This window comes from Pontibacter ummariensis, from assembly GCF_900188175.1.
Classification (GTDB): domain Bacteria; phylum Bacteroidota; class Bacteroidia; order Cytophagales; family Hymenobacteraceae; genus Pontibacter; species Pontibacter ummariensis.
Genome location: NZ_FZOQ01000007.1, coordinates 202,379 through 218,315, shown reverse-complemented (window position 1 = coordinate 218,315; position 15,937 = coordinate 202,379). Strand labels below are relative to the sequence as shown.

12 protein-coding genes and 1 rRNA gene are annotated in these 15,937 nt (G+C 50.4%); all 13 read left to right on the top strand.

Annotated elements, in window-relative coordinates; genetic code table 11:
- A 5S ribosomal RNA gene (rrf, locus tag CHB92_RS10090) occupies positions 1-86 on the top strand; the annotation flags it as partial.
- Positions 87-485: 399 nt separating this feature from the next.
- The gene (locus CHB92_RS10085; RefSeq protein ID WP_089319066.1) at positions 486-2,480 is read left to right on the top strand and encodes a BatA domain-containing protein; all 1,995 of its coding nucleotides are present in this window, start codon (positions 486-488) and stop codon (positions 2,478-2,480) included.
- Between the two features lies 1 nt (position 2,481).
- Positions 2,482-3,738, top strand: coding sequence for a dihydroorotase (locus tag CHB92_RS10080; protein WP_089319065.1), 1,257 nt, complete (start codon positions 2,482-2,484; stop codon positions 3,736-3,738).
- Positions 3,739-3,809: 71 nt separating this feature from the next.
- Positions 3,810-4,319, top strand: a complete 510-nt coding sequence (locus CHB92_RS10075) for a DUF4199 domain-containing protein (protein WP_089319064.1) — start codon at positions 3,810-3,812, stop codon at positions 4,317-4,319.
- Positions 4,320-4,347: 28 nt separating this feature from the next.
- A complete protein-coding gene (locus tag CHB92_RS10070) occupies positions 4,348-4,866 on the top strand; it encodes a DUF4199 domain-containing protein (RefSeq protein ID WP_089319063.1) in 519 nt (172 codons plus the stop codon).
- 3 nt (positions 4,867-4,869) lie between these two features.
- On the top strand, positions 4,870-5,844 hold the full coding sequence (locus CHB92_RS10065; RefSeq protein ID WP_089319062.1) for a glycosyltransferase family 2 protein: 975 nt from the start codon (positions 4,870-4,872) through the stop codon (positions 5,842-5,844).
- On the top strand, positions 5,844-6,986 hold the full coding sequence (locus CHB92_RS10060) for a glycosyltransferase (RefSeq protein ID WP_089319061.1): 1,143 nt from the start codon (positions 5,844-5,846) through the stop codon (positions 6,984-6,986). Before CHB92_RS10065 ends, CHB92_RS10060 begins: the two co-directional genes overlap by 1 nt.
- A gap of 148 nt (positions 6,987-7,134) precedes the next feature.
- On the top strand, positions 7,135-7,893 hold the full coding sequence (locus CHB92_RS10055; protein ID WP_089319060.1) for a hypothetical protein: 759 nt from the start codon (positions 7,135-7,137) through the stop codon (positions 7,891-7,893).
- A gap of 63 nt (positions 7,894-7,956) precedes the next feature.
- Entirely contained in the window at positions 7,957-10,725 is a 2,769-nt protein-coding gene (locus tag CHB92_RS10050; protein ID WP_089319059.1) for a TonB-dependent receptor, read from the top strand.
- The gene (locus tag CHB92_RS10045) at positions 10,725-11,876 is read left to right on the top strand and encodes a DUF4249 domain-containing protein (protein WP_089319058.1); all 1,152 of its coding nucleotides are present in this window, start codon (positions 10,725-10,727) and stop codon (positions 11,874-11,876) included. The genes CHB92_RS10050 and CHB92_RS10045 overlap by 1 nt, the downstream gene beginning before the upstream one ends.
- A 13-nt stretch (positions 11,877-11,889) precedes the next feature.
- The gene (locus CHB92_RS10040; protein ID WP_144266294.1) at positions 11,890-14,340 is read left to right on the top strand and encodes a hypothetical protein; all 2,451 of its coding nucleotides are present in this window, start codon (positions 11,890-11,892) and stop codon (positions 14,338-14,340) included.
- Between the two features lie 157 nt (positions 14,341-14,497).
- A complete protein-coding gene (locus CHB92_RS10035; protein ID WP_106219096.1) occupies positions 14,498-15,016 on the top strand; it encodes a GNAT family N-acetyltransferase in 519 nt (172 codons plus the stop codon).
- Positions 15,017-15,119: 103 nt separating this feature from the next.
- Complete coding sequence (locus tag CHB92_RS10030; protein ID WP_089319055.1) at positions 15,120-15,902, top strand: NAD(P)H-binding protein; 783 nt, start codon at positions 15,120-15,122, stop codon at positions 15,900-15,902.
- Positions 15,903-15,937: the final 35 nt, after the last annotated feature.

Here is a 15,937-nt window from a genome sequence, read left to right as displayed (position 1 = left end):
CCTCTTCCCATCCCGAACAGAGAAGTTAAGCCCGGACGCGCCGATGGTACTGGTGTCACAGCCGGGAGAGTAGGTGGCCGCCAACCCCAACAACCAGCACCCCCTCCGCCAATGCGGCAGGGGGTGTTTGCTTTTATAGCCACCTGGAAAGGACCGGTACCCGCACTGGGAGAGGATACAAACGGACGCTTGTGCTAATAGCTGTATTTTGCAAGCCGTTTATACCGAGATCTAAAGATATTTTTAAAAAGCCAAGTTTGTATTGTCCACAGCTTCGTGTGCTCTTTTCGGCTCGTGCCATATGATTGTTGGAGATGATAAAGGAGCAGTAGACAAAAGCAGGAAAAGTTCGGCTTAAAATAAGGGGTTGCTATAACAAGTGCCAAGTACGTGGTTGCCCGCTTCGCATAAAAACAACTGCAGCACGTTTATAGTATAGGTAAAGCGCAACTTGCTTTTCCTTTCCACACTCTATACATTGTGCTATGGCTCTACTGTACCCTTCTTTCCTGTATGCTCTTGCTGCTGTGGCAGTACCTGTTGTACTTCATCTGGTGCAGTTAAGAAGGGCTAAGCGGGTAATGTTTAGTAACGTTAGGTTTATTCAGGCCTCCAAAGATCTTACAGCTAGCCAACGTAACTTAAAGCAACTACTCATTCTCCTGTGCCGGGTATTGTTTATTATATTCCTTGTCTTAGCCTTTGCACAACCTTTTTTACCTGCTGCCGAGTCAACTGCACCTGTTGATGCTTCTAATGTGGCCATTGCTGTGGATAACTCTTTTAGCATGCAGAATGTGCATGAAGGGCAGGACATTCCATTGGTAAGCGCCGCCTCAGACCGTGCGAAAGGAGTTGTAGAACTGTTTCCTGCCTCTACCTCATATACTTTATTTACAGACGGTACAGCGAAGGGAGCCGCTCAAGCCACTGAGGCAAAAGCGTACCTGGATGAATATGCCTTTTCTTCTCGCTCAGATGTCTTACCGTCTGGATCAAGAGATAAAGCATCACACCTTTTTTTACTTTCTGATTTTCAGAAGAGCACCTTTAAGCCTTCAAAATTAAAACAATACGACAGTAGCACTCAAATTCACTTACTACCGTTGGCTGCAGCTGGTACAGCTAACATAGCCGTAGACTCTGTGTATTTGGAAGATGAGTTTATTCGTCCTTCTGGTGATAATATCCTACACGTACGCGTCACAAATACGGGAACAACGGCTGTGGATAATGTTCCGGTAAAGTTATTTATAGAAGATCAGCAGGTAGCGGTCCTGAGTCTGGACTTACCACCACAGCAGCAGACAGAAGCAGTCCTTAACTTTAAGTTTAATGGTACAGAAACAAAGAGGGCGTATGTGTCAGTAGAAGACTACCCAGTCGAGTTTGATAATACCTATTTTTTTGTTTTATCTCCCTCTGCTCCTATCTCTATAACTGAAATTACCGATGCGGTTCATGCCAGTCCCTTGCAGCGCCTGTATCAGAACGAGCCCCTCTTTTATTATACAGCTTATTCCACGGATAATATCAACTTTGCAGAGGCAGCGGCATCTGACATCCTCATATTAAACGGAGTAACAGACTTCAATGCGGCCTTAGCCACTACAGTGTCTAATTTTGTACAAGATGGAGGCACGGTGGCCCTGATACCACCTGGAACTGGAGACAAAGGAGGATACGCTACGCTATTCCAGAACCTAAGCATTTCAGGAAGATTTACGGGAGGTGGTAGCAAAACAAACATAAGTGCACCAGATCCTAACAGTCCTTTTTTCAGAACGATTTTTTCCGACTATGATCCCCAAATGCGAATGCCAGAGGCTTCCCGCGCATTGGCCTGGAGCAGGGCCTCAGAAGACATACTAGAGTTTAGAGGGGGGGCGCCGTTTCTATCACGGTTTGATAGAGGGCGGGGAAGCATTTATGTGCTAGCCTCTCCCTTAGAAGAAGAATACAGCTCTCTGGCAAACCACGCGTTGTTTGTTCCCATCATGTATAAAATGGCGATCAGTAGTTACAAGCAGGAGCAAGCCTTGGCTTATTCTATTGCCGATAATACCATTCAAGTGCCTGCTTTGGGCAACAAGCGCAAAGAGGGGGTGTATAAGTTGCAGAAAGACAGCCTGGCATTAATACCAGAGCAGCAGGTTAGAGGAGGTAAGCTCTATTTCAGTCCTCCTGCCAGCATGCAGGAAGCAGGCTTTTATACTTTGCAGTTGCGCGACTCTGCCTTAACAACGTTGGCCTTTAATTACGGAAAAGAGGAGTCGTACCTGGAGCAGTTTTCGCCGGATGAGTTACGAGAGCTGATAGGCGAGGGCCACTCTAATGTGCATGTGTACGACTATGGAGACAGCTTTTCTGTGAAAGGAGAATTTGAAAAAAGATATTTTGGCGTAAAGCTTTGGAAATATTGCCTAATATTGTGTCTGTTTTTCCTGATGGCCGAAATAGCACTTATTAGATTCCTCTAACATGAAAGTACTTCTCCGAGCAGCAACTATCTATAACCCCCAATCAAAGTTTCACTTACAACAGCAAAACATCCTTATAGACAAAGGCTTCATTGCCTACATAGGACCAGACGAGCAGGAAGCCGATAAAGTCATTGCGGCGGAGGGCTTATGTGTATCTGCCGGTTGGGTGGACTTGCATGCCTTTGTGGGCGAGCCTGGTTTAGAGTTTAAAGAAGACTTTGAAACTGTAGCTGCTGCTGCGGCGGCTGGTGGCTTTACCGGAATTGTTTGTTTACCGAACACAGAACCTGTGGTGCAAACAAAGGGAGCCGTTAATTTTATCAGAAACAGATCACAGCAACTGCCTGTCACTTTATTGCCCACAGCAGCTATCACAGTGGATGCACATGGCAAGGACCTGACCGAAATGATAGACCTGCAGCAGGCAGGAGCTGTTGCCTTTACGGATGGTACCAACCCCCTGCAGGGGGCAGACGTTTTGCTGAAGGCCCTGCAATATGTGCAAATGTTTGATGGCTTGCTCATGAACAGACCGGAGCATACCCGCCTGACAGAGAACGGACAAATGCACGAGGGGGAAGCAAGTACACGCCTTGGCCTAAAGGGCATTCCCTCATTGGCAGAAGAGGTAATGGTAACCAGAGACCTGCAGCTGCTGCGGTATACGGGTGGCAGGCTACACTTCTCTTTGATATCTACAGCACCAGCCATTGAAGCTATTCGGCAGGCCAAGGCAGAAGGTTTGCAGGTGACCTGTGATGTAGCCAGCTATCAGGCAGCGGTGACAGACGAAACAATCGTGCCTTTCGACACCAATTATAAAGTGACTCCTCCTTTTAGAAGCGAGGTGGATGCGGATGCTATCAAAAAGGGCCTTCAGGACGGTACAATTGATGCGCTGGTATCGGCCCACATGCCACAGGACGTAGAGGCCAAAAAACTCGAGTTTGACCTGGCGGACTTTGGCATCATTAACCTGGAAACAGCTTTTGCAGTGGCCTGCACTACCTTAGCGCTGAGTACTGAACAGCTCGTGGAGAAGTTCTCTACCAACCCCCGCCGTATCCTGCGTTTAGAGGAACCCCGCATTGAAGAGGGACAATTGGCCAACCTGACGCTTTTTAACCCGTCGCAAACCTGGGTGCCTACTGCAGAAGAAAGCAAGTCGAAGTCTAAAAACAGCCCATTCCTGGGGCAGGAGCTGAAGGGGCGTGTGCTTGGCACGATTCATAAAGGGCAGGTCGTACTGCATTAATCTTTTTTATATATTTAGATAGAGGGGAGGCAGAGGCCAGAAAGGAACTGCGCTTTCCATGAGAGGTAATAATGTTTAACCAAACTATCATAAGGGTAGGCGTACGCTATGGCGTATTGTGCGGCATAGCTTGTTTTGTATTAGTACTGGCGCTGTACTTTATAGACATGAATCCGTTTGGGGATATAGGCCGCATCACCTACCTGCCAATCCCTGTTTTTATATTCCTGGCCATCCGGTATTTCAAGCTTTTTAACGAAGGCGACTTGAGCTTTGGTAAAGGCTTCCGGGTAGGGCTATCTGTGGCTTTTTATACGGCCTTATGCACAGGCATGCTCGTGTTCCTCTTTATCCTGCTGGCAGGGCCGCAAGTGATACAGAACCACGTGGCCGAAATGAAGGCACTCCTGGATGAAACGCGGGAAGAGCAGGTAAAAGTAATAGGAGAAGCCTTCTTTGAGCAAGGATATAAAGCGTTGGATTCCATCACGCCCAGTATGCTGGCAGCCGATGATTTTGTGAGACGAGTGGTAGTGGGAGGGGTGTTTGCGTTAGTGGCGGCGGTGTTCTTCCGTAAGTAGTACACGTAAAACTTATAAAACCAATACCATGACTGAGAAAGAACCTTCTGTTGTTTCCGTTGCCTTTAAGTATGGCTTTATATTTGCCCTGGTAGGCGTGATCTACTCCCTTATTCTGATGGTGTCGGATTTGGGGGATAACCGCTGGCTGAGTAGTCTGGCCTACCTGATCCTCATTGCTGGCATTGTGGTGGCCATGAAGAGCTATCGAGAAGATAACCATGGCTACATGTCTTATGGGCAGGGGCTGGGCATAGGCACTATTGTGGCGGCCGTGTTTGGCTTCCTGAGCGGGCTCTTTACCTGGCTTTACACGGAGTTTGTGGATACGGAGTATATGGCCCGCATGATGGAAAAGCAGCGGGTGCAGATGCTGGAGCAGGGGTTGAGCGATGAGCAGATCGACGCCGGGATGGCCATGGCCGAGAACTTTCAGGGCCCGCTGACCATGATCCTGGGGGCTACGTTTGTTACGTTAATAATTGGTTTTATCCTGTCGCTGGTTATTTCTGGTATTATGAAGAACAGCCGGCCGGAGTTTGAATAGAAGATGCAATATCAATATGATATCTCGGTAGTGATTCCCCTCTTTAACGAGGAGGAGTCGTTGCCGGAGCTTGTGCGCTGGATAAAGCGGGTCATGCATGCGCATGAGTTCTCCTACGAAGTGATACTTGTTGACGACGGCAGCACCGACCACTCTTGGGAGGTAGTGACAGCCCTTGGCGCCGAAGACAATACCGTGAAAGGCATTAGTTTTAACCGAAACTATGGGAAGTCTGCCGCCCTGAATGAGGGCTTCCGCCGCTGTTCAGGGGAGGTGGTGATTACCATGGATGCCGACCTGCAGGACAGCCCGGAGGAAATCCCCGGCCTGTATGACATGATCAAGCGCCAGAAATATGACCTGGTAAGCGGCTGGAAGAAAAAGCGTTTCGATCCGCTGAGCAAAACGATTCCTACGAAGTTTTTTAATGCTGCTACCCGCAAACTGTCCGGCATACAACTACACGACTTTAACTGTGGTCTGAAAGCCTATCGCCAGCTGGTGGTAAAGAGCATCGAAGTACACGGGGAGATGCACCGCTATATCCCGGTGATTGCCAAATGGCATGGCTTTACCCGCATAGGCGAGAAAGTAGTACAACACCAGGAGCGGAAGTACGGCTCCACAAAGTTTGGCCTGGAGCGCTTTGTTTACGGCTTCCTGGACCTGCTCTCCATTACCTTTGTCAGCCGCTTTAAAAAACGCCCCATGCACTTCTTCGGCACCATGGGCACAATCATGTTTGTAGTGGGCTTAGGCATTACCATTTGGATCATCCTGCAGAAAATGATTGGGATATATCAGGGAGTGCGGGTACGCGATGTGGTAGACCAGCCCATGTTCTTCCTGGCACTCGTAACCGTGGTTCTGGGAGTACAACTGTTTCTGGCAGGCTTCCTGGCCGAGATGATTGCCATTGCCTCCAACAAACGAAACGAATACCTGATCCGGGACAAAGTAGGCCACTTAAGAAGGTAATGGGACGACGGGTCATCATCGTCGGACCGGCATACCCACTGCGCGGAGGAGGCATGGCCACCTTCAACGAGCGCCTGGCTTATGCCTTTCAGGAAGCCGGCGATGAGGTAGAGATTGTTACCTTTAGCCTGCAGTACCCGTCCTTTTTGTTCCCTGGCAAAAGCCAGTATTCAGAAGAACCAGCCCCTGAAGGTCTCCGCATTAAGGTGCTGATCAACTCTGTGAACCCCATCAGCTGGTGGCGCACGGGCAACTATATCCGCAAGCAAACCCCTGACCTGGTTATTTTCCGCTACTGGCTGCCCTTTATGGGACCTGCACTGGGTACTATTGCACGCATCGTCCGTCAGAACGGGGGCAGCCGTGTTTTGGCCATCACCGATAATGTAGTACCGCACGAGCAGCGCCCCGGCGATGTGCCTTTCACCAGATATTTTCTGGGGGCTTGCCATGGCTTTATTACGATGTCTAAAGCCGTGCAGCAGGACTTAAAGCAGTTTGCTCCCCAGAAGCCAAGCTTGTACCTATTCCATCCCCTGTATGATAACTTTGGGGAGGCCGAGACAAAGCGAGCAGCCTGTAAAGCCCTTCACTTAGATCCACGCTATAACTACATCCTGTTCTTTGGCTTTATACGTGCTTATAAAGGCCTGGACCTGTTGCTGCAGGCCATGGCAAGTCCGCTGCTGCAAGAGCGTAAAGACTTGAAGCTCATTATTGCCGGGGAGTTCTACGAGGACGAAGCCCCTTACCGCCAGCTAATAAACCAGCTGCGCTTACATGACCGCCTGGTGCTTCGGACGGATTTTATTCCGAATGCCGAAGTGCGCCACTACTTCTGTGCAGCCGACCTGGTGGTGCAGCCTTATAAACATGCTACGCAGAGCGGGGTAACACAAGTGGCCTATCATTTTAACAAGCCCATGGTGGTAACGAATGTTGGCGGACTAGCCGAACTGGTGCCTGATGGGGAGGTAGGGTATGTGGTAACGCCTGAACCGGAGGATATTGCCAATGCCATCTCACGGTTTTATCATGCTGATGCGGCAGGCAATTTTTCTCAAAATATAGCCACTTACAAGCAGCGCTTTAGCTGGGCACACTTCGTGAGGGCTATCTGGGACCTGGCAAGCCAGGTGTGAGTTCTTTCAGGCTCTACTCCTTCAGTGGGCTTCCTAAAATATCTTTAAATTGTTTTGTTTAAACTTTTTGTTTGTTGGTGTCAATCCGCTACCTTACTAATTGTTTAAACACTATGTCTGAATATGTTTCAGGCAAAAACACCCTTACATGAAGATCAGGATACTCCTCGGTTTGTTGTCCTTGTGCAGCGGCTTGTCTATAGCGCCATCCTTCGCACAGGCTGTAGAGCCAGACACCGCTTTTTTGCGCAGTGCTGTTAAGAATGCGGTTGCTCTATACCGGCAGTCCATCGGCAAGCAGGCTCATTTGTATAATGGGTTAGAGTATGTCGATCATCGGAAACACTACTTTGAGGGGCATCAGTTCTTAGATTCAAACGAGTTTAGCCAGGGTGCCGTGTTTTATGAGGGGGGATGGTATGAGCAGGTGCCCATGCTGTATGATCTGGTGACAGACGAGATAGTCATTAAGCATGAGGACAGTGGCCTGAAGCAGCGGCTGATTTCAGAGAAAGTGGATACCTTCAGTCTCTACGGGCACACCTTTGTACGCCTGGGCAAAGACAAGTCAAGTAGCACTTCCTTACCACCAGGCTTTTATGATCTCATCCACAGTAATAAAACAAAGGTGTTGGTGAAAAGAACCAAGAGCCCGCAGCAGAAGGCAACCAGCACCGGGATGGAGGGATGGTTTGACGCAGGGGAGAAGTATTATGTATGGAAAGAGGGCACCTACACACAGGTGTCAAGAAAAGGGTCTGTCTTAAAGGTATTTGAGGACAGGAAGAAAGCGTTACAGAAGCACCTGAGAGCGCAGAAAATAAAGTATCGGAAGAATCGGGAAGAGGCGATCCGCGAGTTGGCAAGCTTCTACGACGGCCTGGAGGCGCAAACATCTGCGGAGTAACTGTTTCCTGGTACATCTCTTCATTACTCATTCTAAGCTATTGCATCATTTTACCCTGCCTATATGCCCCATTTTTACCGACGTTTCCTTTTTCTGATAGCTTTCCTTGGTTGCTGCCTGCAGGCGCATGCCCAACAGGCACCCTTGGTGATTAGCGGAAATTTCACGCATGTTTCCTTCGATGCCTTTGTGCAGACAGTGGAGGACCAGACAAGCTACCGTTTCTTTTACGACCCTGCAACAGTAGACAGCCTGGAAGTAAACCTGCAGGTACAGAAGCAGCCCCTAGAAAAAGTGCTGCAGCAGGTGCTGGCTGGGACAGCGCTAAAGTTTGCCATTAGTGGCACAAACCAGGTGTTTATAACAAAGGGCAGCCCGATACAGGTGGCTTTGCCGGACGGGTTCTTTGAGAGAAGGGCACCAGAGGCCGTGCAGTATGTAGCCCCACCGTTAGCCCAGGCAGGCAAGCAGAGCAAGAAAAAAGCAGCCTCTGAGTTAAAGCTTTACGAGATAGGGGTAAGGCGGGAGAACCCTACTGGCAAGGCAAGCTTAGCGGGTTACCTGCGGGATGCCAAAACAGGGGAAGCCCTGATTGGCGCATCGGTATACATTGAGTCTCCCCTGATTGGTACCACCTCAGACCAGTATGGATATTATGCCCTCACTTTGCCGGTGGGCCGGCACCAGCTGAACATCAAGGGCATCGGCCTGAAAAATACCCGCCGCCAGATTATGCTGTATTCTGACGGAAAGCTGGACATTGATATAGAGGAAGACGTGCGCTCCCTGAAAGAGGTGCTGGTTGAGGCAGAGAAGGATAAAAACGTGTCGGGCCTGCAAATGGGCGTGGAGAAGCTGGATATCCGTACCATCAAACAAGTGCCAACGGCCTTCGGTGAGGCCGATATCCTGCGGGTAGTGCTCACCTTGCCCGGAGTAAAGTCAGTAGGAGAGGGAAGTACCGGTATGAACGTACGGGGTGGCTCCACAGACCAAAACCTGATCCTGTTTAACGATGCCACTATTTACAACCCCTCGCACTTGTTCGGCTTTTTCTCTGCTTTTAACCCCGACGTGCTAAAGACGGTAGAGCTGTATAAAAGCGCGGTGCCAGCCAAGTATGGCGGGCGCCTGTCATCGGTGCTGGAAGTGACTACCCGAGAGGGTAACAAAAAGCAGCTGACTGGTTCCGGCGGCATTGGTCTCTTAACAAGCAGGCTGACCCTGGAGGGCCCTATCGTGAAGGACAAGACTTCGTTTATTATCGGTGGCCGTTCCACGTACTCCAACTGGCTCCTGAAGCAGTTGCCGAACAAGTCCTATAATAAAAGCTCAGCCTCTTTTTATGACCTGAACGGGCAGGTGACGCATGAGATAGACAGTAAAAACACCCTCTACCTGTCAGGCTACCTGAGTAAAGATAAGTTTAAGCTAAGCGCTGACACGCTGTACCAGTTCTCGAACCGGAATGCGAGCATTAAGTGGAAACACAACTTCCATAACAAGCTGTATGGTGTACTGACCGGTGCGTACAGTCATTACGATTATGCCGTGACCAGTGAGAAGAACCCGGTAAATGCTTCTGAACTAACGTATGGTCTCAACCAGGCCAACCTGCAGGCCGACTTCAGTTACTTCCATAACGCAAAGCATACCGTAGACTTTGGGGCAAGCTCCATCTTATACAACATTGCGCCGGGTAGCTTAAAGCCTTACAGCGATGAATCGCTGATCGCCGCTGATGCCCTACAAAGGGAAAGGGCCGTAGAAAGCGCCCTCTATGTTTCAGACCGCATCGACTTTAGCCGTCGCTTATCGTTATCGCTTGGTCTGCGCTACTCATTCTTTAACGCCATGGGCCCACGGGAGGTATTTGCCTACGCCCCGGGCGCCCCACGGTCAGAGGGCTCTGTGCAGGACACCCTCTCTTATAAAGCAGGGGATTCCTTTGCCTCTTACCACGGGCCGGAGTATCGCCTGTCAGCAAGACTGGGGCTAACCGATAACTCCTCTGTGAAGCTTAGCTTTAACAGGCTGCGGCAGTACATCCACATGCTGTCTAACACTACCTCCGTGTCTCCAACAGACATCTGGAAGCTGAGCGACTCCAACATCAGGCCGCAGGTAGGGAACCAGGTAGCCCTGGGCTATTACCAGAACTTTAGAGCGAATACCATCGAGTTCTCTGTAGAGGGCTATTACAAGACCATGCAGGACTTTCTCGATTATAAGAGCGGGGCTACGCTGGTAATGAATCACCATATCGAAACAGACGTGGTAAATGCAGAGGGTAAAGCCTACGGGGTAGAGCTGATGCTGCGTAAAATGACGGGTAAACTAAATGGCTGGGCAAGCTATACCTATTCGCGCACCTTGGTGCGGGTAAACAACCCCGAAGCAGCTGAGGTCATCAACAATGGCGAGTACTATCCAAGTAACTTCGATAAGCCGCATGACTTTACCATGGTGAGCAACTATCGCTTTAGCCAGCGTTTCAGCACGTCCCTGAACTTTACCTATAGCACGGGCAGGCCTATTACCTTGCCACTGGCGAAGTACTATGATGGCAATGTGCAGCGTATCCTTTACTCTGACAGAAACGCGTATAGGGTGCCGGACTATTACCGCGTAGACTTTGCCATGAACATCGAGGGGAACCACAAGGTGCGGAAGCTGGCGCACAGCTCCTGGACCCTGGCCGTTTATAACCTGACGGGCCGCAGAAATCCTTACTCCATTTACTTTAAATCAGAGGACGGAAAGGTGAAAGGGTACAAGCTCTCTATTTTTGGCAACCCTATCCCTACTGTTACCTACAACTTCAAATTCTAATGAGCATGATTATCCTGAACTGGAGAAAGAGCGTTTTTTGGGTCCTGATGTTACTGTTAAGCAGCTGTGTGGAGCCCTATGAGCCAGAGGTGATACAAGCCAGGAACAGCTTTTTGGTGGTGAGCGGCTTCCTGAACGTGAACGGGCCGACAACTATTCAGCTGTCGCGCACACAAAATCTGTCGGACCAAAGCATGCCCATTTTTGAGGAAAGAGCGAGCGTTTTTATCGAAGAGGAGCAAGGGGGGCAACACAGGCTGTGGGAGCTGGGGAGTGGTACCTACACAATTAGCGGTTTAGACCTTAACGTTGGCAGCAAGTACCGCCTCTTTATCCGGACGGCCGCTGGTAAAGAATATGCATCAGACTACGTAGCCGTAAAGCAGACACCGGCTATAGACGAGGTGAGCTGGGAGGCAGGCAGTGAGGGACTGGAGATATTTGTCAGCACACACGACCCTAAAAACGATACCTGGTACTACCGGTGGGAATACGAAGATACCTGGGAGTACACCTCTGCCTACGATACCAACCTGAAGTTTGTGAACGGGGAGGTTGTCTACAGAGAGTATGGGGAACTGGGCATCTACCGCTGCTGGCGAACAGAAGCGTCTAAGACAATCAAGCTGGGTACTTCTACCAAACTGAGCCAGGATGTGATCCATGCCTATCCACTGCTGTCCGTGCCTTCCAACTCTTCCAAACTGTTGTATAAGTACAGTGTGTTGGTAAAGCAGTATGCGCTCACGCGGGAGGCCTACCAGTACTGGGAAACGCTGAAGAAAAACACGGAGAGCATCGGCACCTTGTTTGATCCTTTGCCATCGCAGCTGACGGGTAATATTCATAGCCTTAGCGATCCCTCAGAACTTGTAGTGGGCTACATTGCGGCTTCTTCGGTTCAGGAGAAAAGGCTTTTCGTTAGCAATGACGAGCTTCCGAAAAATTGGAGGGGAACATACCCTACCTGCGTGCTGGATACCATTCCGGTAGCGGAAGCTCCGGACTATTTTGAGACGGGCTATAACATGCCGGTGGGAGAGATTATGCCGCCTATGGGAACCGTGGTGACGGACTATACCTACGCCAAAAAAGAGTGCGTAGACTGCCGCTTGTTCGGCACTAATATCAAGCCTGATTTTTGGGAGTAATAAAGCCTGCCTTGTGAGAAGAACTAATATACCAAAAGAAAGAGCAAGTACCCGTGCAGCCTGTGTACGGATGGTCAGCTGTTTTATCTTAGGCCTCGCCAGCACCGTGCAGGTGTTTGCCCAAGACGGTGCTATAAAAGGCATCCGCCAGAGCTTTGACTCCTACCGCAAACACGCCTTGCAGGAAAAGCTGTACCTGCATATCGACAGACCTGCCTATGTGTGCGGAGAGACCATGCGGTTTAAGGTATACAACGTAGACGGTACCCTGCATCAGCCGTTGAGCATGAGCAAAGTGGTGTATGTGGAGGTGCTCGACGCCGCTCAACAGCCCGTACTCCAGGGGAAGGTAGCGATGGAAGAAGGGACGGGCAACGGCTCTTTTGTACTGCCCGTTAGCTTAAACTCCGGCAACTATACGGTAAGGGCCTATACTAATTGGATGAAAAACTTCAGCCCGGAGTTTTACTTTCAGAGCCCGGTAACGATTGTGAACACATTCCGAAACCAGGAACAGGAGCGGCATGTTGCACAAAAGCCTGGCACTTATGCTTTGCAGCTTTTCCCGGAAGGCGGTAACCTGGTGGCGGGAGTGTCTGGGAAAGTGGCTTTTAAAGGGGTAGACACGCGCACAGGGGAAGGAACAAGCTTCGAGGGAGAACTGCGGGACCAGGATGGAAATTTGATCATTACCTTCCAGCCACTGAAGTTTGGCATCGGACATTTTACATTTACGCCGGAGCGGGATCAGGTGTACACGGCTTTACTGAAGATAGACGGGAAGCAAGTGGCCGCACAAAAATTGCCCCAGGTGTATGTGCAGGGCTATGGCCTACAGGTAGAGGACCTGAACGACAGGCAGCTAAAAATAACCCTGGCTGCCCCAGCCTTGCCAGCTGAACAGGTCTACCTGCTGGGCCATGCCCGGCAAATGATCGCCACCAGTGCCTCCGGAACGCTAACGCCTGCAACTCCCGCTACCTTTCTCGTGGACAAAAGTGCGCTGGCAGATGGGATCACACATTTTACGGTGTTTAACAGTCAGAAACAGCCAGTCGCGGAGCGCCTGTACTTTAAGCGCCCCACAAAGGAGCTACACCTAAAGGCGAGTACAGAAAAGAGCAGCTACGCCACCCGTGAGAAAGTAAGCCTGGAGCTGATGTCAGAAGCAGTTCCGGAGCATCCGGCCTCTGCTAACTTGTCGCTTGCCGTTTACCGGCTCGACTCCCTAGCCACGGTGCCCCCAGCAGCTATAGATGCTTACCTGTGGCTGAGTTCTGATCTGAAAGGGATCATCGAAAACCCCTCATATTACTTTGATACGCAGAACCCGGATGCAGACGAGGCACTGGACAACCTGATGCTTACCCACGGGTGGAGCCGTTTCCGTTGGGAGGATATCCTAAATGGTAAAGAACCTGCCTATGAGTATGTGCCGGAGTATGCCGGTCATTTAGTGCGGGGCAAGGTAACAGATAATGAGACAGGGGCTATCGCAAGCGGGATAAAAGCTTACCTGGCAGCGCCAGGTAAGCACATCCGGATGTACAACGCGACCAGCGACGAGAAAGGGCGGATACAGTTTGAACTGAAAGACTTCTACGGTCCTAAGGAAATTGTGGTCCAGACCAATACCCAGAGAGACAGTACCTACCATCTGGAGATCTTCAATCCTTTTTCGGTGCAGTACAGCCCACTGGAGCTGAAAGAGCTAGACCTGACGGAGCGTTTGCGGCAGGCCTTAACAGAACGGCACCTGGCGGTCCAGGTGCAGCATGCTTATCAGGAGAAGTACCTGAACCTGTTCAGAAACCCGGGTGTGGACAGCGTGGCATTTTATGGGAAGCCCAACGAGCAGTACAAGCTGGACGACTATACCCGCTTTAAGGTAATGGAAGAAGTGATGCGCGAGTACGTGCCGGGGGTACAGGTGCGCAAGCGCAAAGACGGCTTTCACTTTATGGTAAAAGACAGCCCGAATGGCAACCTGTTCTATGATAATCCGATGGTGCTGCTGGACGGCGTGCCTGTTTTCGATATTGATAAAATCATGGCCTTTGATCCTCTGAAAGTGAAACGGCTGGATGTGATGACGGGGAAATACTTCAACGGCCCCCTCACATACAGCGGGCTTGTGAGTTATGCCACTTATAACGGCGACCTGGCTGGCTTTCAGCTTGATCCACGTTCCTTGCTGCAGGAGTACGAGGGGCTGCAGTTAGAGCGCGAGTTTTATGCGCCTGTTTATGAGGAAGCGCTGCAACAGCAAAGCCGCCTGGCCGATTTCCGGAACCTGCTGTATTGGGCACCGGACATTCGCCTGCAGGCAAACAGTGGTGAGAAGTTAAGCTTTTATACCTCGGATCAACCGGGCACTTATGTGGTGGTGGTACAGGGTGTTTCTAAAGACGGGCGTACTGGTAGCAAGACCTTTACCTTTAAAGTAAACCAACAGCCCCTCTAAGCCCGGCAATAGACGCTTCTGCCCCCTATAGGCATCGTCCAAGACAAAAAAGGGGCTACTATACATAGCTAAAACAAGGCAGGTCCTGGTAATTCTACCAGGACCTGCCTTGTTTTTAGGCGCACTTTTATCAACTTCGCGCTTCATTACAATAGAGATGATCAGGATTTACAGGCAGGAAGAACTGGGGCAGCAGCTAAAGACCAGTTTGCAACACCAAATAACAGAAGCCTTCGGACAGGTCCCTTTCGTGCAGGAGCGTGTGTGGGCCGAGCCGGATTGGGTGATGGTGAAACATGAGCAGGATGCTGTGGCTACTTTTTATGGGGTGGTGGTACGGGAGGTAAGCATGGACGGGCAGAGCTACAGGATTGCCGGCATCAGTAACCTGATTACACCACACGCTTTCCGGGGCAAGGGTTATGCCTCTGAGCTGCTTTCTGAAACACGCGACTTTCTCTTTAAAGAGTTAGGCTGTGTTTACGGATTACTGCTTTGTGCCGACGCCCTGCTTCCTTTCTACAGCCGGTTGGGTTGGTACAAGCTGGAGGCAAGACTGTACTACGACCAGCCTTCCGGCAAGCAGCTTTATGACTCCAATGTCCTGCTGTTAGCACCGTCTACTCAGGCGGCGGGCTATCCGCAGCACATCGACCTGAATGGATTGCCCTGGTAATTGCTTTGTGTCGTGCCCACCTTGCTTCCTGTCTGTAGGAGAGCTAACCGTACCTGACGATTCCCTTACTTGCCTCCTCTAACGCTCAAAGCACAAAGAAACGATGACCCAGGATAACTATACGCTGGTAATGGGAGCCTCCGGAAACATTGGGGGCAAAATAGCACAGGAACTGCTGGCACTAAAAGCAAGCATTGGGGTGGTAGGCCGTCATGAGGCACGACTAAAGCAGTTTGAGGCACAGGCCGATCTGTGGGTAGGGGAGTTTGGAGATGATGCCTTTTTGCAACATGCTTTGAGCAAAGCAAGCAGCCTTTTCCTGACAGTGCCTGATGAGTTCCTGATAGACCCTGCCACGACTGCTCAACGCCTGGGGCGCTTGCTGAAAGACTCACCTGTTACGCACATCGTGAACATCAGTAACTGTGTTGTCCAAAAAGGGGGAGTAGCTACTCGCCTGGTTGCCCTGGAGGAAGAGCTGAATAAGCTGAAAGGCCTAAACCTGATACACCTGCGGAGCGGGAACTTCTTTGAGAACCTGAACTGGGGCTTGCATACCCCTTATCGGCCTGATTTACAGCTACCCTATATCTCCTCTTATGAAGTAGCCCACATAGCGGCGTATCACTTGTATAAACGGGACTTTGAGGGGCAGGTGGTAGAGGTACTCGCCGGGGAGCGGGACTACTCAATGCAGGAGTTGGCCGCCGCCGCAGGGATAGCCTACCAGCAGTTGCCGTACACGCCAGAGAACATATCTTTCTACAAGCCCTTTAATGAGGGCGACTTTGAGGTAGCGGCCAGAACGGGGAGAGGCACAGCTGCTTCTCTAAATGAAAAGTTTACCCTGGCGTACTTTCTGCAGCATGACCTGCGGTTAAACTAAACCAGCTTAGCTTCCAGGAGTAGGAAAAGGAGTGG

Excerpts from the sequence above, each read along its gene's own strand:
- CHB92_RS10075 (WP_089319064.1), top strand. The coding sequence starts at position 3,810 with ATGTTTAACCAAACTATCATAAGGGTAGGCGTACGCTATGGCGTATTG.
- CHB92_RS10070 (WP_089319063.1), top strand. The coding sequence starts at position 4,348 with ATGACTGAGAAAGAACCTTCTGTTGTTTCCGTTGCCTTTAAGTATGGC.
- CHB92_RS10045 (WP_089319058.1), top strand. The coding sequence starts at position 10,725 with ATGAGCATGATTATCCTGAACTGGAGAAAGAGCGTTTTTTGGGTCCTG.
- CHB92_RS10080 (WP_089319065.1), top strand. The coding sequence starts at position 2,482 with ATGAAAGTACTTCTCCGAGCAGCAACTATCTATAACCCCCAATCAAAG.
- CHB92_RS10030 (WP_089319055.1), top strand. The coding sequence starts at position 15,120 with ATGACCCAGGATAACTATACGCTGGTAATGGGAGCCTCCGGAAACATT.
- CHB92_RS10065 (WP_089319062.1), top strand. The coding sequence starts at position 4,870 with ATGCAATATCAATATGATATCTCGGTAGTGATTCCCCTCTTTAACGAG.
- CHB92_RS10060 (WP_089319061.1), top strand. The coding sequence starts at position 5,844 with ATGGGACGACGGGTCATCATCGTCGGACCGGCATACCCACTGCGCGGA.
- CHB92_RS10055 (WP_089319060.1), top strand. The coding sequence starts at position 7,135 with ATGAAGATCAGGATACTCCTCGGTTTGTTGTCCTTGTGCAGCGGCTTG.
- CHB92_RS10085 (WP_089319066.1), top strand. The coding sequence starts at position 486 with ATGGCTCTACTGTACCCTTCTTTCCTGTATGCTCTTGCTGCTGTGGCA.
- CHB92_RS10050 (WP_089319059.1), top strand. The coding sequence starts at position 7,957 with ATGCCCCATTTTTACCGACGTTTCCTTTTTCTGATAGCTTTCCTTGGT.
- CHB92_RS10035 (WP_106219096.1), top strand. The coding sequence starts at position 14,498 with ATGATCAGGATTTACAGGCAGGAAGAACTGGGGCAGCAGCTAAAGACC.